The organism is Variovorax sp. GW821-FHT09B01 (genome assembly GCF_059418345.1).
The window spans coordinates 135,398-158,376 of record NZ_JBWKPQ010000016.1 but is presented as its reverse complement, the minus strand read 5'-3'; the positions used below and the strand labels follow the sequence as shown (position 1 = coordinate 158,376).

The window sequence follows — 22,979 nt, the reverse complement described above, 5'->3', positions numbered from 1 at the left end:
GGGGGCGAGAGCGTCTTCAGTGGCGCGCCGCGGCCGCCGCGTTCGCGGCCTCGATGGTGCGCCGGCGCAGCGGCGCCAGCACCAGCTTGGCCGCGATGCCCGAGCCGATCGACACCACCGCGACCAGCAGGAACACGCGGTCCCAGTTGCCGCCCGCGGCCAGCACGGTGCCCAACGGCACGAACAGCGAGGCGGTGCCCTTGGCGGTGTACATGGTGCCGGCGTTGCCGGCGGCGTTCTTGATGCCGAAGGTGTCGGCCACCAGCGCCGGGAAGATCGAGTAGATCTCGCCCCAGAACAGGAACACCAGCGCCGCGAAGGTCATGAAGGCCACCGGCTCGTGGCCGTACTGGCGCAGCCCCAGCAGGGCCAGGCCCTCGCCGATGAAGACGATCAGCATGGTGTTCTCGCGGCCGATCTTGTCCGACACGAAGCCGCACAGCGGCCGCGTGAAGCCGTTGGCCAGGTTGTCGATGGCCAGCGTCATGGTCAGCAGCGGCATCGACAGGCCGAGGAAGTGCATCGGCAGCTTGTCGATGTGGTAGTCCTTGGCGATCGGGCCGATCTCGGCCGTGGCCATCAGGCCGCCCGCGGCCACCAGCACGAACAGCAGGTAGGTGAGCCAGAAGACGGGCGTCTTCACCATGCCGGCGGGCGTGTAGTCGACCTTGGTCATCACCAGCCGGGTCTGCGCCACCACGCCCTTGGGCACGAAGGGTTTCACCATGAACATCGCCATCACGAAGATGCAGGCGCCCTGCAGGATGCCGAAGTACAGGAAGGTGTGCTCGTAGCCCGAGGTCTGGATCATGTTGGCGATCGGGATCACGGTGAGCGCCGCGCCGGCGCCGAAGCCGGCGGCCGTGAGGCCCGCGGCCAGGCCGCGGCGGTCGGGGAACCACTTGAGCGCGTTGCCCACGCAGGTGCCGTAGACGCAGCCGGCGCCGATGCCCGAGACCACGGCCGCGACGTAGAGCATCGGCAGGCTGTCGGCGTAGGCGTTGATGATCCAGCCGCAGGCCGCGAGGATCGCGCCGCCGGCGATCACCGGCCGCGGGCCGAAGCGGTCGACCAGCCAGCCTTCGATCGGCACCAGCCAGGTCTCGACCACGACGAAGACCGAGAACGCGATCTGGATCGCGGCCAGCCCCCAGTGGTGCTTGGCCTCCATCGGTGCGACGAACAGGGTCCAGCCGTACTGGACGTTGGCGATCATCGCCATGCAGACGATGCCCAGCGAGAGCTGGATCCAGCGCGTCGCGGGATTGCGGGTGTTGGGGGTGGATGCCGAGGCGGAGCGCGGCGCGCTGCTGCTCTCGACGGCGATGGGCGAGGGAGTGGTCATGACGAACCTGTCCTTTGTCTCTGGGCGAGTCTGTAGTTATGGAAGGTGCTCAGAGCCTTCGCGTGGAGGGCTTCCGAAACGGTTTCCACTGTCGGAGCGTTCGCCTCAAAAACTCTTGACGTGCGTCAATTTCATGCCGATGGCGGCATGCTCGTTCTCCCTTATTCGCTGTCGTGAATGGATGGCCTCGCGCGCATGCGTGCGCTTGGCCTCAGCGCAGGAACACGTGCTGCATGAACTGCTGGATCGGGTACTGCACCACCGTCTGCACGCGCGCGGGCAGCTCGAGCGGACGCATCAGCATCTTGAGCGTGGCGCCCGGGCTCAGGTGGGTGCGGATGGTGCGGTTCATGGTGGCGCCGAGGCCGCGCACGTAGGCGGCATCGTCGGCGCGCTCGGGCGAGCGCGCGCGCACCACGTGGCGGATCGCGCAGTCGGCGTCCTCGCTCTTGAGCTCCAGCGTGCGCCGACCGATGGTGCCGAGCACGCGGAAGCGGCCCAGCCGCTCCTGCTCGCGGTAGCGGCGGAAGAAGCGGTAGAAGTGCTTGTAGTGGTTGACCTCGTCGGTCGCGATGCGCGTCGCGAGGTCGTGCAGCACGGGCTCGTCGGTGCTGCGCGCCATGGCCTTGTAGTAGGTGGCGGTGCCGGTCTCGACCACGCAGCGCGCGCTCATCTCGAGGCCGCGCGTGGGCGCCAGCAGCTCGACCTTGCAGTAGGTGGCGTACTCCTCGAGGAAGCCGCGGTAGGCCTGTTCCCAGGGAAACTCGGGCCAGACGTACTCGACGTAGGCGCGCAGCGCCTTGCCGTGCTGCAGTTCTTCCTGTTCCCACTGGGTGCTGAGCCAGGCGGTGACTTCCTCATCGCCACGAAAGAAATCGACCAGGTTGTGGGTGTAGAGGTCCGACCCGCTTTCGATGAAGGAGGCGGCGGCCACCAGGTAGAAGAGGTTCTCGTCGGAGCGCACTCTGTCGAGCGCGATGCGCGAGAAGTCGAGGTCTTCGATCGTCCAGTGCGCTTCCACCTCGTGGCTTGCCATGCGTGTTCCTTGATTCATGTCCAGATGAATAGGAGGAGCCCGGCCGGTTTTGGTTCTCGTCGGTCGCCGGATTCGCGTCAGGGCGCATATTAGCCCCGTGTCCGGGAGCGTGCAGGGCGGGCCGTCCGGGGGCGTGGGGGCCGGCCGCGGGGGATTGCATCCGGCCGGGCCGCCCGGCGGGCGCCAAACCTATAATCGATTGTTCAAGCAAATCAAGCAGTTAGGCCGGTTCGCCGCAGTGGGTTCGACATGAGGGTCGCCATCGCCGCGCCGCCCTCGACAGAAGACGAATCCAAAGATGAGCCAGCCCACATTCACTGTCGCGGACATCCGCAAGACCTTTCTCGATTTCTTCGCCTCCAAGGGCCACACGGTGGTGGCCTCGAGCCCGCTGGTGCCGGGCAACGACCCGACGCTGATGTTCACCAACTCGGGCATGGTGCAGTTCAAGGACGTGTTCCTCGGCGAAGACAAGCGCCCCTACGTGCGCGCCGCCTCGGTCCAGGCCTGCCTGCGCGCCGGCGGCAAGCACAACGACCTCGAGAACGTGGGCTACACCGCGCGCCACCACACCTTCTTCGAGATGCTGGGCAACTGGAGCTTCGGCGACTACTTCAAGCGCGAATCGCTGCACTGGGGCTGGGAGCTGCTCACGCAGGTCTTCAAGCTGCCGCCCGAGCGCCTGCTGGCCACCGTCTACCACGAGGACGACGAGGCCTTCGACATCTGGACCAAGGAAATCGGCCTCCCGCCCGAGCGCGTGATCCGCATCGGCGACAACAAGGGCGGCAAGTACAAGTCCGACAACTTCTGGATGATGGCCGACACCGGCCCCTGCGGCCCGTGCTCCGAGATCTTCTACGACCACGGCCCGCACATCCCCGGCGGCCCCCCGGGCAGCCCCGAGGAAGACGGCGACCGCTTCATCGAGATCTGGAACCACGTGTTCATGCAGTTCGACATGCAGCCCGACGGCAGCGTCGTCAAGCTGCCCGCGCCCTGCGTCGACACCGGCATGGGCCTGGAACGCCTGGCGGCGATCCTGCAGCACGTGCACAGCAACTACGAGATCGACATCTTCGACGCGCTGATCAAGGCGGCCGCGCGCGAGACCGGCGAGAAGGACCTCGCGAACAACTCGCTCAAGGTGATCGCCGACCACATCCGCGCCACCGCCTTCCTGGTGGCCGACGGCGTGATCCCCTCGAACGAGGGCCGCGGCTACGTGCAGCGGCGCATCATCCGCCGCGCGATTCGCCATGGCTACAAGCTGGGGCAGAAGAAGCCGTTCTTCCACAAGCTGGTGCCCGACCTGGCGCGGCTGATGGGCGAGGCCTATCCGAAGCTGGTGGCCGACGAGAAGCAGATCACCGACACGCTCAAGGCCGAGGAAGAGCGCTTCTTCGAGACGCTGGCGATCGGCATGGAAATCCTCGACTCGGCGCTGGCCGGCGGCGTGAAGACCCTGCCGGGCGACGTGGCCTTCAAGCTGCACGACACCTTCGGCTTCCCGCTCGACCTGACGCAGGACGTCTGCCGCGAGCGCGACGTGCAGGTCGACGAGGACGGCTTCAACGACGCGATGCGGCGCCAGAAGGAAGCCGGCCGCGCGGGCGGCAAATTCAAGATGGAGCGCGCGGTCGAATACAGCGGCGCGGGCAACGTCTTCACCGGCTACGAACACCTCGAGGAAGCGGCCAAGGTGCTGGCGCTGTACCTCGAAGGCTCGGCCGTGCAGGAACTCAAGGAAGGCCAGAGCGGCATCGTGGTGCTCGACACCACCCCGTTCTATGCCGAGAGCGGCGGCCAGGTTGGCGACCAGGGCGTGCTCATCGCCGAGGGCGTGCAGTTCGGCGTCGAGGACACGCTCAAGATCAAGGCCGACGTCTACGGCCACCACGGCACGCAGACCCAGGGCACGCTCAAGGTCGGCGACAGCGTCAAGGCCGCGGTCGACGGCGCGCGCCGTGCCGCCACCATGCGCAACCACTCGGTCACCCACCTGATGCACAAGGCACTGCGCGAAGTGCTCGGCGGCCATGTGCAGCAGAAGGGCTCGCTGGTCGATGCCGACAAGACGCGCTTCGACTTCGCGCACAACGCACCGGTCACGCGCGAGCAGATCCTCGAGATCGAGCAGCGCGTGAATGCCGAGATCCTCGCCAACGCCGCCACGCAGGCGCGCGTGATGGACATGGAATCGGCCCAGAAGACCGGCGCGACGATGCTGTTCGGCGAGAAGTACGGCGAGACCGTGCGCGTGCTCGACATCGGCTCGAGCCGCGAACTCTGCGGCGGTACGCACGTGACGCGCACCGGCGACATCGGCCTGTTCAAGATCGTGAGCGAAGGCGGCGTGGCCGCCGGCGTGCGCCGGGTGGAAGCCATCACCGGCGCCAATGCGCTGGCCTACCTGCAGGACCTCGAATCCACCGTGCACAGCGCGGCCGCCACGCTCAAGGCGCCGGCCGCCGAACTGCAGGGCCGCCTCGGCCAGGTGCTCGAGCAGATCCGCGCGCTCGAGCGCGAGGTCGGATCGCTCAAGGGCAAGCTCGCTTCCTCCAAGGGCGACGAGTTGCTGGCGCAGGCCATCGAGATCAAGGGCGTGAAGGTGCTGGCCGCCAAGCTCGACGGCGCCGACGCCAAGACGCTGCGCGACACCATGGACAAGCTCAAGGACAAGCTCAAGAGCGCCGCCATCGTGCTGGCCGCGGTCGACGGTGCCAAGGTGCAGATCGCGGCCGGCGTCACGGCCGACGCGATGGGCAAGGTCAAGGCCGGCGAGCTCGTCAACTTCGTGGCTCAGCAGGTGGGCGGCAAGGGCGGCGGCAAGCCCGACCTGGCGATGGCCGGCGGCACCGATGCCGCGGCGCTGCCCGCGGCGCTGCAGTCGGTGCAGGCCTGGGTGAGCGAACGCCTCTGATCCCGGCGCCCTCGCGATGAACGACACGGTGCCCGGCGAAGTCCTCGTGATGGGTGCGGGCACCATCGGCTGCTTCGTCGGCGGCAGCCTCGCGGCGGCCGGCGTGCCGGTCACCTTCGTCGGTCGTCCGCGCGTCCTGCAGGCGCTGGCCGCGCAGGGCCTGGCCCTGACCGATCTCGAAGGCCGCAGCCACCGATTGCCGGCCGCCGGCCTGCACCTGATCGACCGGGTCCCCAGCGGCATCAAGCCCGCGCTGGTGCTGCTCAGCGTCAAGAGCGGCGCCACCGCCGAGGCGGCGGCCGAGCTGGCCTTCGCGCTGCCCGCGGGCACGCTGGTGGTCTCGCTGCAGAACGGGGTGTCGAATGCCGCGGTCGCGTCCGAGGCCGGTCCCACGCTCAACGTGGTGCCGGCGATGGTGCCCTACAACGTCGCCGAGCTCGGCCCCGGTGCCTTCCACCGCGGCACGCCGGGTCGGCTCGCGGCGCGCGACGACGCGGCGCTGCGGCCCTGGCTGCCCGTGTTCGAGCGCGCCGGCGTGCCACTCGACCTGCATGCCGACCTGCAGCCGATCCAGTGGGGCAAGCTGCTGATCAACCTCAACAACCCGGTCAATGCGCTGTCGGGCCTGCCGCTGCGCGAGCAGCTGATGCAGCGCGGCTACCGGCGCTGCTTCGCGGCGCTGATGGACGAGGGCCTGCGCGTGCTGCGCCAGGCCGGCATCGCGCCGGCCCAGGTCACGGCCGTGCCGCCGCGCCGGCTGCCGGGGCTGCTGCGGCTGCCCGACTGGCTGTTCCGCATCGTCGCCGCGCGCATGCTGCGCATCGATGCCAAGGCGCGCTCGAGCATGGCCGACGACCTCGCGCTCGGCCGGCGCACCGAGATCGATGCGCTCAGCGGCGAGATCGTGCGGCTGGCCGAGGCCTGCGGCCTGGAGGCACCGCGCAACGCGCGCATGCTCGAGCTGCTCGAGGCCTGGCCGCGCTCGCCGCGGCGCTGGTCGGCCTCCGAACTGCAGGACGCTTTGAAGCTGTAGCCGCGCCGCTGTACCCTCGCGGCATGCCGGCTTCGGCAGCGGGAGGTCTTCGATGCGGGTTCTGGTCCTGGGCAGCGGTGTCATCGGCACCTCGGTGGCGTATTACCTGGCGCGCGACGGCCACGAGGTGACGGTGCTCGAGCGCCAGCCGGCGCCGGCGCTCGAAACCAGCTTCGCCAATGCGGGCGAGGTCTCGCCCGGCTATTCGGCGCCCTGGGCCGGGCCCGGCGTGCCGCTCAAGGCCGTCAAGTGGATGCTGATGCAGCACAGCCCGCTGGTCATCAAGCCGATGCTCGACCCCGCCATGTGGCGCTGGGGACTCGCGATGCTGCGCAACTGCACGCAGGCGCGCTACGAGGTCAACAAGGCGCGCATGGTGCGGCTGGCCGAATACAGCCGCGACTGCCTGAAGGCGCTGCGCGCCGACACCGGCATCGCCTACGACGAGCGCATGCAGGGCACGCTGCAGCTGTTTCGCAGCCAGCAGCAGCTCGACGGCAGCGCCAAGGACGTCGAGGTGCTCAAGGCCTCGGGCGTGCCCTACCAGCTGCTCGACCGCGACGGCTGCGTGGCGTACGAGCCCGCGCTGGCCGCGGTGCGCGAAAAGTTCGTCGGCGGCCTGCGGCTGCCGGGCGACGAGACCGGCGACTGCTTCAAGTTCACGCAGGCGCTCGCGGTGCTGGCCGAGGGCCATGGCGCCAGCTTCCGCTTCGGCGTGAACATCGAGGCCATCGAGCACGACGGCGGCGGCGTGACCGCGGTGCGCACCGAAGCCGGGCCCTTCGTCGCCGACCGCTACGTGCTCGCGCTCGGCAGCTACTCGCCCGCGCTCGCCAGGCCTCTGGGCATCGACCTGCCGGTGTACCCGGTCAAGGGCTTCTCGATCACGGTGCCGATCGCCGACCCGGCGGGCGCGCCCGAATCCACCGTGATGGACGAGACCTTCAAGGTCGCCGTGACCCGGCTCGGCGAGCGCATCCGCGTCGGCGGCACGGCCCAGCTCTCGGGCTTCGACCTGCGCCTCGATGCCGGCCGGCGCGACACGCTCGAGCACGTGGTGACCGATCTTTTTCCGCGCGGCGGCGACATGGGCACGGCCAGCTTCTGGACCGGCCTGCGCCCGATGACGCCCGACGGCACGCCCGTGATCGGCGCCTGCCGCCTGCCGAACCTGCTGCTGAGCACGGGCCACGGCACGCTGGGCTGGACCATGGCGGCCGGCACCGGCCGCGTGATGGCCGACCTGGTCGGAGGGCGCGCGCCGGCGATCGACATGGAAGGCCTGACGGTCGCGCGCTACGGCGGCTGAGCGCGAGCGGCACGCCTCGCGTGTGGGCGACACGGCGGTGTAACGGACCTGTCGCATTCGGATGTAACCATTGCGGTTTACATCTTGGAACCGCGTCTTGCCCGACGAATCTGTCCCGTGCCTGCGCACGCCCTTCGGTTGAGTTTTCGCGAGGTGGCGTTCTGCTTGTCATGGGGGCTCGGCGGCCCGGCGTGGGCGACCGCGGATGCGGCGGCTCCGCCGCCCCAGGTCCGTGAGGCCGACCGGGCGCCCGCTCCCGGCGCATCCGACAGCGCGGCGCCGCGCTTCGACTTCGACATCCCCGCCCAAGCCCTGCATGCCGCGCTGAGCCGCTACGCGGACATCTCGGGCCAGCCAGCGCTGTTTCCCAGTGACATCGCGGATGCCCGTACCTCCACGGCCGTGCGCGGCCGCCTGACGGCGGAAGCCGCGCTGCGACGCCTGCTGCAGGACACCGGCCTGGTCGCCGACAAGCGCAGTTCCGCGCTGGGGCAGACCTTCGTGCTCAAGGAGGCGGGCGCGCCGCGCGGCGGCAGGGCCGCGCTGTTCGGCGACGAGGGCTATGCCGGACTGCTGCAGTCGCGCGTCTGGCAGGCGCTGTGCGCCAATGCGCGGACCCGGCCGGGTGCCTACGACACCCTGCTGCGCTTCGAGCTGGACGCGAACGGCCGCGTGGGCAGCACGCAGCTGATCGGCGGCAGCGGCGATGCGCAGCGCGACGCCGCGCTGCTGCGCACGGTGGACGGCGTTCGCCTCGACCGGCCGCCGCCCGCGGCCATCGTCCGCCAGCCGCTCACGCTGGCGATCCGGCGCGACGAGGCGGGCACCGGGCCGCAGTGCGGCCCGCGGCGGGGAGGCGGCTAGCGATGTCCGACGACACGCAGCTCGTCCTGCTGAACTACCTGGGCAAGCACTACACCTCGCTCAAGCAGCGCCTGACCCGCAAGCTCGGCAACGCGGACGACGCCGGCGACGCGCTGCACGACACCTGGCTGCGGCTGAAAGGGAGCGAGGACCACGGCGCGGTCCAGAACCCCGGCGCCTATCTGTCGCGCATGGCGGTCAACATCGCGGTGGACGTGCAGCGCCGCAACAGCCGCCTGCTGTCGGGCGACGACATCGACGAACTGCTCGAGGAGGTCGAGGATCCGGCGCCCGGTCCGGCACGCAGCGCCGAAATCCGCTCGGAGCTCGAGACGGTGCTCACCCTGCTCGAGCGCATGCCTGAACGCCGCCGCGCCGTCGCGCTGCTGGTGCATGCGGAGGGCCTGACGCAGAGCGAAGCCGCCCGGCGGCTGGGCGTTTCGCTGCGCACGGTGGAGTACGAGCTCCAGCGTGTCCACGAGCGACTCGATGCCTATCTGGCCGCGGAGAAAAAATGATGCGGGTTCTCGCGCCGCCATTCGTCACCCAGCATGACATCCCGAAAACCACGTGCACGGCACGGGCCGCGCGCCCGTTGCGCGGCCGCGTGGTCGGGCGGGCGGGCCTGAAACGATGAAGCCCTCTGCCCACAGGGACGGCGAAGCCGCCCAGCCCGACGACCTGGAAGCCCAGGCGTGGCGCTGGCTGCGCCTGCTCACCTCGGGCGAGGCGCGCGAGCTCGACGCGCAGCGCTTCCGTCGCTGGATCGGCGCCAGCCCCTCGCATCGCGCCGCGTACCACGACGTCAAGCGCCGCTGGGATGCGATCGAGGCGCCCGCGCGCGAGCTGCTGCGGCGCCGGCCCGAGGCCGCGACGCTGCGCGAGCCGCGGCCGGCCGTGCCGTTGCGGCAGCGCCGGGCCTTCATCGGCGCGGCCGTGAGTGCCGCGGCGGCGGCCGGCGTGGTCGTGGCGGTGGCGCCCCCGGGGCTGTGGCAAGGGCCCGACGCCTGGCAGGCCGACGACCACACGGCCGCGGGCGAGCAGCGCACGGTCGCGGTGCCGGGCGATGTGGACGTCACGCTGAACACCCGCACCAGCGTGCGCCGCGAGGTGGTCGCGGGCCGGATGGTCGGGCTGGACCTGCTCGCCGGCGAAGCCGCGATCGACCTGCGCGGCTCGCGCGGCACGTTCGTGGTGGTGGCCGGCGCCGGCCGCAGCGTGGCCGAGTCGGGGTCGTTCCAGGTGCGCCGCTGGGACGGCAAGGTCTGCGTCACCTGCCTCGAAGGCCGCGTGCGCGTCGAGCATCCGGCGGGCGTGCGCCAGCTCGAGGCGCGGCAGCAGACCGTCTACCACGCCACCTCCGTCAGCGGCATCGCGGGTGTCGACCCGGACACCGCCTCGGCCTGGCGCCAGGGCATGCTGGTGTTCCAGCAGACCCGGCTGGCCGATGCGCTGGAGGAGATCGACCGCTACCGGCCCGGCCGCGTGCTGCTGCTCAACGACGCCGCGCGCGACAAGCCCGTGAGCGGACGCTTTGCCATCGCCTCGCTGGACCTCGCGCTCTGGCAGCTCCAGGAAGCCTTCGATCTTCGCGCGCGCTCGCTGCCCGGCGGCCTGCTGGTCCTGAGCTGAGCGCGTGCGCCGGCGCATCGCGAACAGCGCGCAAAAAAAGTTTGCGGCATTCGACGGCTGCCACTCGTCACTCCTACGTAGGGGGGCCGTTGTGTCGCCGGCGCGAGTCGTTGGCGGTGCCTGCGGTCCTTCGCGCATGGGGCTGAGCGGCACAGGCGGTTCGGCCCGATGACATCGAACCAACGATCGGGCGAGAACTTCACATGAGCACACGCGGGCAAGGCCCCAGGGACCGTCGAACCCCACGCACGGACAACAGGATCTTCAGGCTGGCGCCGACGGCCCGGGCCATCGCTTGGGCGCTGGCCGCCGGCGGCCTGATCGGCCCGGCGCAGGCGCAGCGCGCATTCAGCCCGGTCTGGTTCGCGGACAAGGGCGCGATCCACAACACGGCCGTGCAGACCGGCCGGCTGCCCAACGGCATGCCCGCGTCGATGCTCACGAGCCCGCAGGCGCAACAGCAGCAGGCCCAGGCGCAGCTGCAGCGTTCCATCGGGAACCTCAACCTGGCCGCGCGCGGCATCGCCGCCCAGCAGGCGGCGCAGGCCGCCGCGCGCGAGGCCGCGCTCCGGGACGGGGGCAGCGTGCCCGACGGCCTGGCCGAAGGCGGCCTGAAGATCGACAGCAACTCGCTGACCGCCGGCTGGCTCAACGCCAACGCGCCCGAGCAGTCGCGGCAGGCCGACGGCCGCACCCAGGTCGCGATCCAGCAGACGGCGGACAAGGCGATCCTCAACTGGGAGAGCTTCAACGTCGGGCGCAACACCACGCTCGAATTCAGGCAGCAGGCCGACTGGGCCGTGCTCAACCGCGTCAACGATCCGCAGGCGCGGCCCTCGCAGATCCAGGGGCAGATCAAGGCCGAGGGCACGGTGCTGATCGCCAACCGCAACGGCGTGGTGTTCAGCGGCAGCAGCCAGGTCGACACACGCAACCTGGTTGCCGCAGCCGCGCGCATCTCCGATGCGCAGTTCAAGGCCAACGGTATCTACGCGAACGGCAGCACGCCCGGCTTCACCGACGCCGGCGGCACGGTCGAGGTGCTGCCGGGCGCGCGCATCGCCACGCGCGCGCCCACGGTCTCGACCGATGGCGGCGGCTACGTGCTGCTGCTCGGGCGCGAGGTGCACAACGGCGGCGACATCGCCACGCCCCGGGGCCAGGCGGCGCTGGCGGCGGGCGACAGCTTCCTCATCCGCAAGGGCGCGGGCACCGGCGGCAACCAGGCTTCGACCACGCAGGGCAACGAGGTCACGCCGCAATTCAATGCGGACAGCCTCGCGGGCAAGGTCGTCAACACCGGCCTGATCGTCGCGCGCGAGGGCGACGTGACGATGGCGGGACGCGAGGTGCAGCAGAACGGCGTGGCGCTGGCGACCACCACCCTCAACACCCGCGGCACGGTCCACCTCGCCGCCGTGGGCGAGCGCGGCGCGGTCGCGCTCGGGCAGGGCGCCGTCACGGCAGTGGCGATCGAGGACGACGGCCGGGCCACCGCGCTCGACAGCCAGCGCGACGGACTGCGCGGCCCCGCGCTGCCCGTCGCCAACCAGGACATCGTGGCGGTGACCGACCGCCGCGACCAGTCGCGCATCGAGATCGCCAGCGGCGGCACGGTCGACTTCCAGGCCGACTCCCTGACGCTCGCCACGGGCGGCCAGATCGCGGTCACCGCCGCCGGGCGTGCGCTGGTGCGCGATCGCGCGCAGATCGACGTGTCGGGCGCGGTGGGCGTGAACCTGGCCATGGAGAGCAACAACCTCAAGGTCAACGTCCAGGGCAACGAGCAGCGCGACGCGCCGCTCAACCGGGACGGCAAGAGCCTCAACAACAACGACGTGTGGATCGACCGGCGCAGCCTGGTCTTCGTGCCCAAGGGCACCAACGGCTACGCCAGCGACCGCTGGTACACCGCGGGCGGCCTGCTCGAGGTGGGCGGCTACCTGGGCACCGAGGGCCATGGCATCGGCGAATGGATGGCGCAGGGCGGCACCGTCAGCTTCGGCGGCGCGGAGCTCGTGACGCAGGGCGGCTCGCGCATCAACCTCTCGGGCGGCACGCTCGACGTGCAGACCGGCTTCATCCGCCAGACCTGGCTCAAAGGCGCGGACGGCCGCCTCTACGAAGTGTCGAAGGCGCCGGGCGACCAGCGCTACGAGGGGCTCTACCGCGGCTTCGAGGACGCGCACAAGCGCTGGGGCGACAAGACCACCGGCTTCTTCTACAACCCGCTGATCGGCCCGCAGAAGCGGCTGGAGAACGGCTACACGGTCGGGCGCGACGCCGGCACGCTGGTCGTCTCCACCGCCGCGGCGGTGCTCGAGGGCGACATCGTCAGCGAAGCCTTCCAGGGCGCGCGCCAGACCCAGGTCCCGCAGGCGGGGCTCGATGGCTACGACCAGTCGCACGACGCGGCCTCCCGGCGCGGCCAGCTGGTCATCGGCGGCTATGTGCCCATGTTCGACCGCAGCACGGGCAAGGTGAGCCACGTGCTCAGTGCCACGCTGGAGCGGGTCGAACTGGGCGCGACGAGCGAGCGCATCACGGCCGGGCTGGACCTGGGCACGGCACTGCCGGACGAACGCCGCGACAAGCTGGTGCTGGACACCGCGCAGCTCAACGGCATGGCGCTGGGCGCCGTGCGCATCGCCGCGCGCGGCCGGATCGAGGTCGATGCCGAGCTGCAGGTGGCCGCGGGCGGCAACCTCACGCTGTACGGCAACGAGGTCGCGGTGCAGGCCAACCTGACGGCGCGCGGCGGCAGCATCGTGCTGGGCAACGTGCTGTCGCAGCTGGGCGCGAGCGGCCGTGTCGACACCCTCGTGAACACCGCGACGGCGGTCGGCGACGTGACGCTGGTCGAGGGCGTGAAGCTGGACGCGAGCGGCCTGTGGCGCAACCTCGAGCTCGACCCGTCCGCGCAGGACCTCGCTTACGCCAACGGCGGCAGCGTGTCGATCCGCGGCAGCGGCGACGTGGCGCTGCGGCGCGCGAGCGTCATCGACGTGTCGTCCGGCGCCGTGATGCGCACGGGCGGCAAGGCGCTGGGCGGCAAGGGCGGCAGCGTGACCCTGGCCGCCACCACGCCCACCGCCACGCTGCAGCTCGATCCCGAGGCGCAGCTGCGCGGCCACGGGGTCGCGGGCGGCGGCACGCTGGCGCTGGAGGCCGCCAGGGTGCTGGTGTCCGACCGGCCGTCCGATGCCGGCCCGGGCACCCTGGTGCTGGGCGGCGGCTTCTTCGACAAGGGCTTCTCCGCCTACGAGATCGCCGGCAGCGAAGGCCTGAGCGTGGCCGAGGGCACGCAGGTCGACGTGACCATGCCCGTGCTGCGCTTGCGGGACGACGCGCGCCACGTGGCGACCGCCAGCGGCACGGCGCGGGCCCTCGAGCTGTGGACCCCGCCGCTCTACCAGGAGGACGCCGCGAACGGCGTGCTGCTGCAGCGCAAGGGCGCGAGCCTCGGCCTGCAGGCCGGGCGCAACCTGCTGACCGAGATCGATCCGGCCGCCAGCCCGCTGACCGTGGGGCGCGGCGCGCGCATCGAGGTCGACCCCGGGCAGGCCATCGCGCTGCGCGGCGCCGGCCAGATCACCATCGACGCCGTGCTGGTCGCGCACGGCGGCAGCATCGACGTGCGCCAGCAGCAGCATGGCTTCGTCGATCCGGCCGAGTCGACGACCGAGGTCGACGGCAAGGTGCACGAGCGCTCGATCTGGATCGGCGACAACGCGGTGCTCGACGTGTCGGGCCGCGCGCACACGGCCACCGACGTGCAGGGGCGCAGCTACGGCGTCGTGGATGGCGGCGGCCGCATCACGATCGGCGGCGAGATCGACCACGACCGGGCCGTCGCCACCTCGGCCGATGCCTACGTGATCGTGCGGCCGGGCGCCAGGCTCGAGGCCTCGGGTGCGCAGGCGGTGCTCGACCTGCCGGGCATGGGACGCACCCGCGTCGCCAGCGACGGCGGGCGCATCTCGCTGAGTTCCTTCCTCGGCCTGCACATCGACGGCTCGCTGCGCGCGGCGGCCGGTGGCGCGGGCGCGGCCGGCGGCGCGCTGGACATCGCGCTCGAATCGCCGCTGTACGACGCCACCGGCACCGACCGGGCGCAGCAGGAGGCCATCGTCCCGCGCGAACTGATCGTGGCGCAGACGGCCGACTCCCTGCTGCCGGACGGCCTCGCGCCGGGCCAGGCAGACCCCGGGCTGCGCTACGGCAAGACCCGCATCTCGGTCGACCGGCTGAGTGCCGGCGGCTTCGACCAGCTCACGCTGCTGGCCAACGGCCAGCTGTCCTTCGAGGGCGACGTGAGCCTGCGCCTGGGCCGGAGCCTTGCGCTCTATGCGAGCTCGCTCACGCTGGCCGAGGCGTCGAGCGGCACGGCCCGCGTGCAACTGGCCGCGCCCTACGTGAAGCTCTCGGGCACGGGGCTCTACCACGCCGACAACGGCGTGCTGCGCCCACGCATGCTGCACGGCATGACGCCGCTGGATTCCGAGGCCGCGTTCTCGGTGCAGGCCGGCCGCTTGCTCGAACTGGGCAACAGCATCTCCTTCGGCACCGAAGGCCGCTATGCGCAGCAGACCGAGTTCACGCCGGTGCCGGTCGCTCGGCGCGGCTTTTCGGACGTGACGCTGGCGAGCGACGGCGAGATCCGCTTCCTCGCGCCCAACGACGGCAGCGCGCTCTCGCGCCTGTGGACGCGTGGCGGCCTCACGTTCGCCGCCGCCCAGCTCTCGCCCGAGACCGGCGCCAGCGCGCAGGTCCAGGCGGGCTACCGCATGGACCCGGTGCTGCTGCGGACCTATTACGACCCCGGCAGCGTGCTGCGCATCGAGCGCCGCGGCGAAACGCCGGCCGGCGTTCCGTACTCGGCCTTCGGCTCGCTGGAATTCGGCGCCGCCGTGATCGAGCAGGGCGGCACGATCCGCGCGCCGCTCGGCAACATCACGCTGGGTTCCGAGCTGGGGCAGGGCACCCGGCGCGTGGCGCTGCTGCCGGACAGCATCACCTCGGTCAGCGCCGCCGGGCTGGCGATGCCCTACGGCGGCACCACCGACGGCATCGGCTACCAGTACGACGGCCGGACGGTGGCGCTCAAGGGCGCTGGCAGCGGGGCCGGCATCCGCCTGGGCGCCGAACTCGTCGACGTGCAGGCCGGCGCGCTGCTCGACCTCTCGGGCGGCGGCGAGCTCAGGGGCGCCGGCTTCATCGCGGGGCGCGGCGGCTCGACCGATGCGCGCTTCCATCCGCTGATGCAGATCGGTGCCGATGGCCGCTTCTCGCTGCCGTCGCTGTCGACCAACGCGGTCTATGCCATCGTCCCCGGCGTGCAGCCGGTGGCGGCCCCGAGCGGCGGTGCCGCGGGCGCGTCGCAGGCGGCGCTCGGCCGCCAGATCACCATCGGCGCCGGCGTGCCCGGGCTGCCCGCGGGCACCTACACGCTGATGCCCTCGACCTATGCGCTGCTGCCGGGTGCCTTCCGGGTCGAACTCAACGGCGCGCCCGGTGCCCACGGCGCCGCCGCGTTGCCGCTGGCGATGCGCAACGGCTCCTGGTCGACCAGCGGCCAGCTCTCGGTGGCCGGCACGGGGCTGCGCGACAGCCTGCCGAGCCAGCTGATCCTGACGCCGGCCGACGGGCTGCGCAGCTACGCGCAGTACAACGAAACCAGCTATGCCGACTTCGTGCGCGCCGATGCCGCGCGCTTGGGCGTGCCGCGCGCCGTGCTGCCGGCCGATGCCGGCTCGCTGGCCTTCGTGCTGAGCTCCGGCAACGACGACGTCGCGCTGCGCTTCGACGGCCTGGCGCGCTTCCAGGCGGCGCAAGGCGGGCGCGGCGGCACGGCCCTGGTGCTCGGTGGACACCTCGAGGTGCTGGGCGCGGGGCAGCGGCATACGGCGGGCTTCGACGGCGCGTCGGTGCGCTCGGACACGCTCGACGCGCTCGATGCCGGCCGGCTGGTGGTCGGTGCCACGCCGACGGTGGTCTACGGCCAGCGGGGGCGCTTCGTCACGTTCAGCGCGCCGTCCGGCCTCGTGACGCTGCGCGCGGGGGCTTCGCTGAGCGCCCCCGAGGTCTTTCTCGCCGCGCGCGACGTGGCGGTGGAAGCCGGCGCCGGCATCTCGACACTGGGGCAGGGCGATGCGATCTACGACGCGTCGACGGGCTTCGCCTACCAGCCCGACACCACCAGCCTGCTGGCGGTCTCGAACGGGCGGCTCGACGTGCTGGCGCCGCTGGCGCCCAGCGTCGGCGGCGCGGGCTCGGTGCGACTGGGCACCTGCGCGCTGCCGTCCTGCGACCGCGCCAGCACCCTCTATTCCGAGGGCACGCTGACGGTGGCCACCAACGGTGCCTTCGAGCTGGGCGACGCGACCCGCTATGGCACGCGCCATCTCGCGCTGGCGGTGGGCGCGGTGAACGCGGGCTCCTCGGACTCGCTGGCCGATGCGCAGGCGCGCGGCGTGCTCGCCAGCGGCCTCACGCTCACGCAGGACCTGTTGCAGCGTCTGCTGAACGGCGACACCGGCAGCGGCGCGCCCGCGCTCGAGTCGCTCACGCTCACGGTGCGCGACGCCATCAACTTCTACGGCAACGTCACGCTCGACACCATCGACCCGGTCACGGGCAGGTCGCGGCTCGACACGCTGGTGCTCGCCACGCCCGCCATCCATGGCGCCGGCGCGGCGGGCGACGTGGCGACCATCCGGACGCAGAACCTGGTCTGGAGCGGCGCCACCCAGGCGCCCGGCATGGTCATCGCCGGCGGCGCGGGCACGGGCAGCGGCACGCTCGACATCCAGGCCGCGCGCATCGAGCTCGGCGACGCGCCGCACACGGTGGCGAACGGGCAGGACGACGAGGCCCGCCTCGCGCTGGGCTTCTCCACCGTGAAGCTGACCGCCAGCGAGCGGCTGAGCGCGGGCCGCAAGGGCAGCCTCGCGGTCTACCGCAGCCAGGGCACCTACGAGGAGGGCAAGGGCTACGCCTACAGCGGCGGCGACCTGGAGATCTCGACGCCGCTGATCACCGGCGAGGCCGGCGCGGTCCTGCGCATCACCGCGGGCGAGGGCTTGCGCATCGGCGCGCCCGAAGGCCGGGCGCTCGACGCGGCGGCGGCCCAGGGCATCCAGGCACTGGGCGCCAACCTCGCGTTCGACGCGCGCACCATCGCGCTGGCTTCGGCCATCGTGCTGCCCAGCGGCAAGCTGACGCTGACGGCCCGGGACGACATCACGCTGGCCGATGGCGCGCTGATCGACGTGGGCGGCCGCAGGCTGGCCTTCAACGACGTCGACAAGTACAGCTGGGGCGGCGACGTCGCCCTCGAAAGCCGCGCCGGCAGCATCCGCCAGGCGGCGGGCGCCAGCATCGACCTGTCGGCGCAGCAGAACCGCGCCGGCACGCTCTCGGCCGTGGCGCTCGGCGCGGCGGCCGGCACGGTGGACCTGCAGGGCCGCATCCTCGGCGCCAGCGGCGGCCACTACGACGCCGGCGGCACCCTGGTGCCGTTCAAGGCCGGCAGCGTGGACATCCGCGCGCAGCGCCTGGGCGATGGCGGTGCGCTGGACGAGCAGTTCGCGGCCCTCAACCGGCGCCTGAACGACGGCGCGGTGTTCGGCAACCGCAGCTTCCAGCTCAAGCAGGGCGACCTCGTCATCGGCGACGGCCTGAAGGCCGGCGAGGTCAACGTCTCCGTCGACAACGGCAGCCTCACGGTGCGCGGCACCATCGATGCCAGCGGCGAGCGCGTGGGCAGCATCCGGCTGGCGGGCAGGAACGGCCTGACCCTCGGCGGCAGCGCCGTGCTCGATGCGCACGGCACGGTGCTGCGCGTGGACAGCCGCGGCCAGATCATCGACGCGCCCAACCGCGCCATGGTCGAGCTCGATGGCGGCCAGGGCACGCTCACGCTGGCCGGCGGCGCGCGCATCGACCTGCGCCACGGCACCGACGCCAGCGTCGGCAGCCAGCCCGGCCAGCACGACGGCCGGCAGCGCGGCACGCTCGAACTGAATGCGGCGCGCACCGGCGAGACCAGCGGCGACATCCGCATCGACGCCAGCGGCCGCCTGGACATCGAGGGCGCGCGTTCCATCGCGCTCAACGCCGTCTGGCGCTACGACGACAGCGATCCGGCGGCCGTCATCAAGGACGGGCTGGACTCGGTGAGCGGCCGTCCGTACCGCGAGATCACCCAGGCCTACCTGGACCAGAAGCACGCGCAGAGCACGAAGTTCATCGACGCCGCGCTCGCCAACGGCGCGCTGCTGCACGGCAAGCTCGCCGGCCTGAACAACGCCACCTATGCCGACGCGCTGCACCTGCGCCCCGGCGTGGAGATCGTGACCGACAAGGACCTGGTGGTGCAGGGCGACCTCGACCTGTCGGGCTACCGCTATGCCAGCCTGAACCCGCGCACGCAGAAGACCGGCGTCTACGGCTCGGGCGAAGCGGGCAGCCTGGTGCTGCGCGCGGCGGGAAACATGGACGTCTACGGCAGCATCAACGACGGCTTCGCGCCGCCGCCGCTCACGCCCGACGAGAACGGCTGGGCGCTGGTGCCGGGCGTGCAGCCCTACAACGGCGACCTCGTGCTGCCCATCGGCGGCGTCCGCCTGGCCGAGGGCACGGCGTTCCCGTCGGGTGCGACGCTGAACTACGACCTGCCGATCCAGGCGCTGACGCTGGGCGCGGCCGTGCGCCTGCCCGCTGCCGCGACGCTGGCGCAGCCGCTCTCGCTGGCCGCCGGCACCGTGCTGGCCGCCGATGTGCGCGACGCGGCGGGCACGCTGCTGCATGCGCGCGGCACCTTGCTGAAGGACGCCGTCACGCTGCCGGCCGGCACGCAACTGGGCGCCGGCACGCCGCTGCCGAGCGGCACCGCGCTGCGCGACATGCGATGGCCCAAGGGCGTGCCGCTGCCGGTGGCCTACGAGAACGACGTCGTTCGCAGCACCGTGCTGCTGCGCGGTGCGCTCGAACTGGGACGCGGCGCGCTGATTCCGTCGACCACGCGGGTGGTGCTCGAAAACGGCGTCGGCTACATCGAGCTGCGCCCCGACAGCGACGGCACGCGCGGGCGCAACTGGGCGCTGGCGCCGATGCTGCCGGCGGGCAGCGAGTCATGGGCGGTGCGGCTGGTGGCCGGCGCCGACCTGGGCGCGGCCGACACCCGCATCGCGCTGGCGAACACCGGCAGCCTGCGCCTGGCCGACACGCATTACGGTGCCACCGTCACCAGGGGCGGCGGCACGCTGGTCTGGGCGGAGAACAACAACTGGGGCATGCCCGCGGGACAGCCGGTGACCAAGGAGGAGGAGGGGCTGTGTCCGATCATCGACCCGTCCGACTGCGTCAGCAAGACCGGCATCGTGTGGGCGCCGGACAACGTCTTCGGCGAGCCCGCCGGCACCACCGTTCCCGACGAATACCTGGTGCTGTGCGACATCATCGCCGGCTCCTGCATCGACTACGGCTCGGCCACCAACGTGATCGCCGCGCACGGCCAGGGCCTCAGCGTGGTGCGCACCGGCACCGGCGACCTCGACCTCATCGCCTCGGGCGACGTGGACGTGCGCTCGCTCTACGGCATCTATACGGCCGGCACGCAGTCGGCAGGTGTGGACAGCCGCTTCAACCGGGCACGCGGCAACGCGCCGGGCGCGAGCAGCGTGCTCGGCGCGGGCGGCATCGAGTACGAATCGCTGGTGGCCGGCGACGGTCGCACCTACCAGGCGTGGTTCCCCGAAGCCGGCGGCAACCTCACGGTGCGCGCGGGCGGCAACCTCACGAGCGACATGCTGTCCGCGTCCACCAGCGACGTGGTGCAGCAGGCCAGCGTGGGCGTGGGCAACTGGCTCTGGCGGCAGGGCGACGGCAGCGCGCAATTGCCGACGGCGTGGTGGATCAACTTCGGCAGCTACGCGGTGAACCCGGCGGGCCTGCTGGGCGCCGACCCGAAGCCGTCGCTGGTGGGCTTCACCGGCTTCGGCACGCTGGGCGGCGGCAATGTGCAGATCCTCACCGGCGGTGATGCCGGCATGCTCGAGCGCAAGGGCACGACCCGCAGCCAGGGCCTGGTGGTCGCGGCCGGCAGCACCGGCCGCGTGGCCGACGACGGCAGCCTGGTGCTCACGGGCGGCGGCGACATCGACATGCGCATCGGCGGCGGCATCAACAGCTCGCAGCAGGCGCGCGGCAACGCCAACAGCACCTTCGTCCCGAACCACGACCTGCAGGGCGCGCTGGTCAACCTGCGCGGCGCCACGCAGCTGAGCGCGGCCTCGGTCGGCGGCATGATCCTGGGCGGCCGCGACCTGAAGGACCCGCGCGCCTTCGACCCCTTCAGCGCGAACCGCGCCGAGGCGACCGGTGGCCTGGTGCTGGTGCCCGGCGACTCGGCCGTGCGCATCGACACGCTGGGCGACCTGGTGGTGGGCGCGGCGGCCGATCCGGGCCGCGTGCGGATGCTGAACAGCACGCCCTTCAGCGTCGGCACCAGCGCCTACGGCGGCGGTGGGCTCAGCTGGTTCTCGCTGTGGACCGGGCACACCGCCATCGACCTGTTCTCGGCCGGCGGCAGCCTGACGCCGAGCACCCAGATGAGCGAGGCGACGAGCTCGTCGCTGACCGCCAGCGTCAACGCCTCGGCCAGCGACTACCGCTTCGTCTACCCGGCCATCCTGCGCGCGACGGCCGCGGGCGGCAGCATCTTCAGCGGCGCGGCCGCGAACGCGGCGAGCGACAGCGTCAACGACTTCGCCTCGCGCACCTCGCTGCTGCTGGCCCCGTCGCGCAGCGGCCAGCTGGAACTGCTGGCCGGCGATTCGCTGTATCTGGGCAGCTATCCCATCAACCAGTCTGGCGCCGACCCGGCGGCGATGCCCGGCCCGCTGAACCCTGCCTTCGCCGGCTTCAGCGGCAATGCGCGCGTGGCCAGCAATCTCGGCACCGAGGGGCTGAGGATGACGGCGCGCACCGACCCGTTCCGCCTGTTCGCCTTCGTCCCCGAGACCTATGCGGGCACGAGCGGCGATGCGCCGCGCACGCCGGCGCGCTTCTATGCGCTGGCCGGCGACGTAGTGGGCCTGCGCAGCGGCGAGATCCTGGCGCGCGAGGATGGCAGCACCTGGTACGAAGCCGCCGCGCCGAGCTGGGTCATGGCCGGACGCGACATCGTGGGCGCGGGCACCGCGCCCGGCCAGTCGACGCTGGTGAGCCTGGACAACGCGGCGACCTCGAGCGGCAACCTGGCGATCCACGGCCATGCGCAGGACGTGTCGCGCGTGGTCGCCGGCCGCGACATCCTCTACAGCAGCTTCTACGTGGCCGGCCCCGGCACGCTGGAGCTCGGCGCGGGCCGCAACATCGTGATGGAGGACCGTGCCGCCATCGCCAGCCTGGGCTCGGCGACGCCGGGCGACAAGCGGCCGGGCGCGCGCATCGCGATGACGGCCGGCACCGGCGCGCAGGGCGCGGACTATGCGGGCTTCCTCGCGCGCTATCTCGATGCGGCCAACCGCGCGCAGTCGGGCACCTCGCTGGCCGACCAGCCCGGCAAGGTCGTCAAGACCTACGAGGCCGAGCTGCTCGCATGGCTGGCCGATCCGGCCAACGGCTTCGGCTTCGCCGGCACGGCGGCCGATGCGCGGGCCTTCTTCGAGGCCCTGCCACCCGCGCAGCAGCGCGTGTTCGCGCGCCAGGTGTATTTCGCCGAACTGAAGGCCGGCGGGCGCGAGTACAACGACGCCGACGGCGTGCGCTTCGGCAGCTACCTGCGCGGGCGCAATGCCATCGCGGCGCTGTTCCCCTCCACCGATGCCGCGGGCGGCGCGCTGAGCTACCGCGGCGACATCACCATGTACGGTCCCGCGGGCATCAACACGCTGTTCGGCGGCGACATCCAGCTGCTGACCCCGGGTGGCGCGCAGGTGTTCGGCATCGAGGGCGACGCGCCCGTGGCCAGGGGCCGGGTCACGCCGGGCGTCATCACGCAGGGCCGCGGCGACATCTCGACCTATGCGCTGGGCAGCATCCTGCTCGGGCAGAGCCGCATCATGACCACCTTCGGCGGCCACATCCTGGGCTGGTCGGCCGAGGGCGACATCAACGCGGGCCGCGGCTCGAAGACCACCGTGGTCTACACGCCGCCCAAGCGCGAGTACGACGCCTGGGGCAACGTGACGCTGTCCTCGAACGTGCCGAGCACCGGCGCCGGCATCGCCACGCTGGCGCCGATCCCCGAGGTGCCCGCGGGCGACATCGACCTGATCGCGCCGCTGGGCACCATCGATGCGGGGGAGGCCGGCATCCGCGTGTCGGGCAACGTGAATCTCGCGGCGCTGCAGGTGGTCAACGCGGCCAACATCGCGGTCAAGGGCGAGTCGGCGGGCATCCCGGTGCTGGCGGCGGTGAACGTGAGCGCGCTGACCAATGCCAGCGCGGCCACCTCGCAGGCGGCCGCCGCCGCGCAGAACGTGCTGCAGCGCGAGCGCACGGCGCAGCGCCAGGCGCTGCCCTCGGTGTTCACGGTGCGCGTGCTCGGCTTCGGCAACGAGCCCGGCGAGGATGGCAGGCCGCCCGAGCCGCGCCGCACCGGCCTGCAGTCGCGCGGCGTTCCCTACGACCCGGCCAGCCCGGTGCAGATCGTGGGCGTGGGCCAGGACTTCGATGCCGGGCAACTGGCCCGCCTGACCCGCGAGCAACGCGGCCAGTTGCGCCAGGACCGCTGAGCCGAGCACCGCGCGGCCGCGCCGCCCGGTCTCCCGCCTGCACGCGTGCAGGACGGGAGCGGGCGGGCACGGCGCTGCGCGAACCATCCACGAC

General features: G+C 72.0%; 9 protein-coding genes. 7 read left to right on the top strand and 2 right to left on the bottom strand.

Going from position 1 to position 22,979, the window contains the following annotated elements; all coding sequences use genetic code 11:
- Positions 1-16: 16 nt before the first annotated feature.
- Complete coding sequence (oxlT, locus tag AC07RV_RS32360; protein WP_296785048.1) at positions 17-1,345, bottom strand: oxalate/formate MFS antiporter; 1,329 nt, start codon at positions 1,343-1,345, stop codon at positions 17-19.
- Between the two features lie 211 nt (positions 1,346-1,556).
- A complete protein-coding gene (locus AC07RV_RS32355) occupies positions 1,557-2,381 on the bottom strand; it encodes a ferritin-like domain-containing protein (protein WP_093344573.1) in 825 nt (274 codons plus the stop codon).
- A 298-nt stretch (positions 2,382-2,679) separates the two neighbouring features.
- Between AC07RV_RS32355 and alaS the strand changes: the two genes are divergently transcribed.
- From alaS to AC07RV_RS32320, 7 genes are all read left to right on the top strand, one after another.
- Positions 2,680-5,304 (top strand): alanine--tRNA ligase, encoded by a 2,625-nt coding sequence (gene alaS, locus AC07RV_RS32350; RefSeq protein WP_296785051.1) that lies wholly within the window; start codon positions 2,680-2,682, stop codon positions 5,302-5,304.
- 16 nt (positions 5,305-5,320) lie between these two features.
- Positions 5,321-6,337 (top strand): 2-dehydropantoate 2-reductase, encoded by a 1,017-nt coding sequence (locus AC07RV_RS32345; protein ID WP_093344567.1) that lies wholly within the window; start codon positions 5,321-5,323, stop codon positions 6,335-6,337.
- A gap of 52 nt (positions 6,338-6,389) precedes the next feature.
- Positions 6,390-7,646 (top strand): D-amino acid dehydrogenase, encoded by a 1,257-nt coding sequence (locus tag AC07RV_RS32340; protein WP_296785055.1) that lies wholly within the window; start codon positions 6,390-6,392, stop codon positions 7,644-7,646.
- A 117-nt stretch (positions 7,647-7,763) separates the two neighbouring features.
- Positions 7,764-8,510: a hypothetical protein gene (locus tag AC07RV_RS32335; protein WP_444852631.1), complete on the top strand. Its 747-nt coding sequence runs from the start codon at positions 7,764-7,766 to the stop codon at positions 8,508-8,510.
- A gap of 2 nt (positions 8,511-8,512) precedes the next feature.
- Positions 8,513-9,028: an RNA polymerase sigma factor gene (locus AC07RV_RS32330; protein WP_296785058.1), complete on the top strand. Its 516-nt coding sequence runs from the start codon at positions 8,513-8,515 to the stop codon at positions 9,026-9,028.
- 115 nt (positions 9,029-9,143) lie between these two features.
- Positions 9,144-10,142, top strand: a complete 999-nt coding sequence (locus AC07RV_RS32325; protein WP_296785059.1) for a FecR family protein — start codon at positions 9,144-9,146, stop codon at positions 10,140-10,142.
- 203 nt (positions 10,143-10,345) lie between these two features.
- A complete protein-coding gene (locus AC07RV_RS32320; protein WP_296785060.1) occupies positions 10,346-22,885 on the top strand; it encodes a filamentous hemagglutinin family protein in 12,540 nt (4,179 codons plus the stop codon).
- Positions 22,886-22,979: the final 94 nt, after the last annotated feature.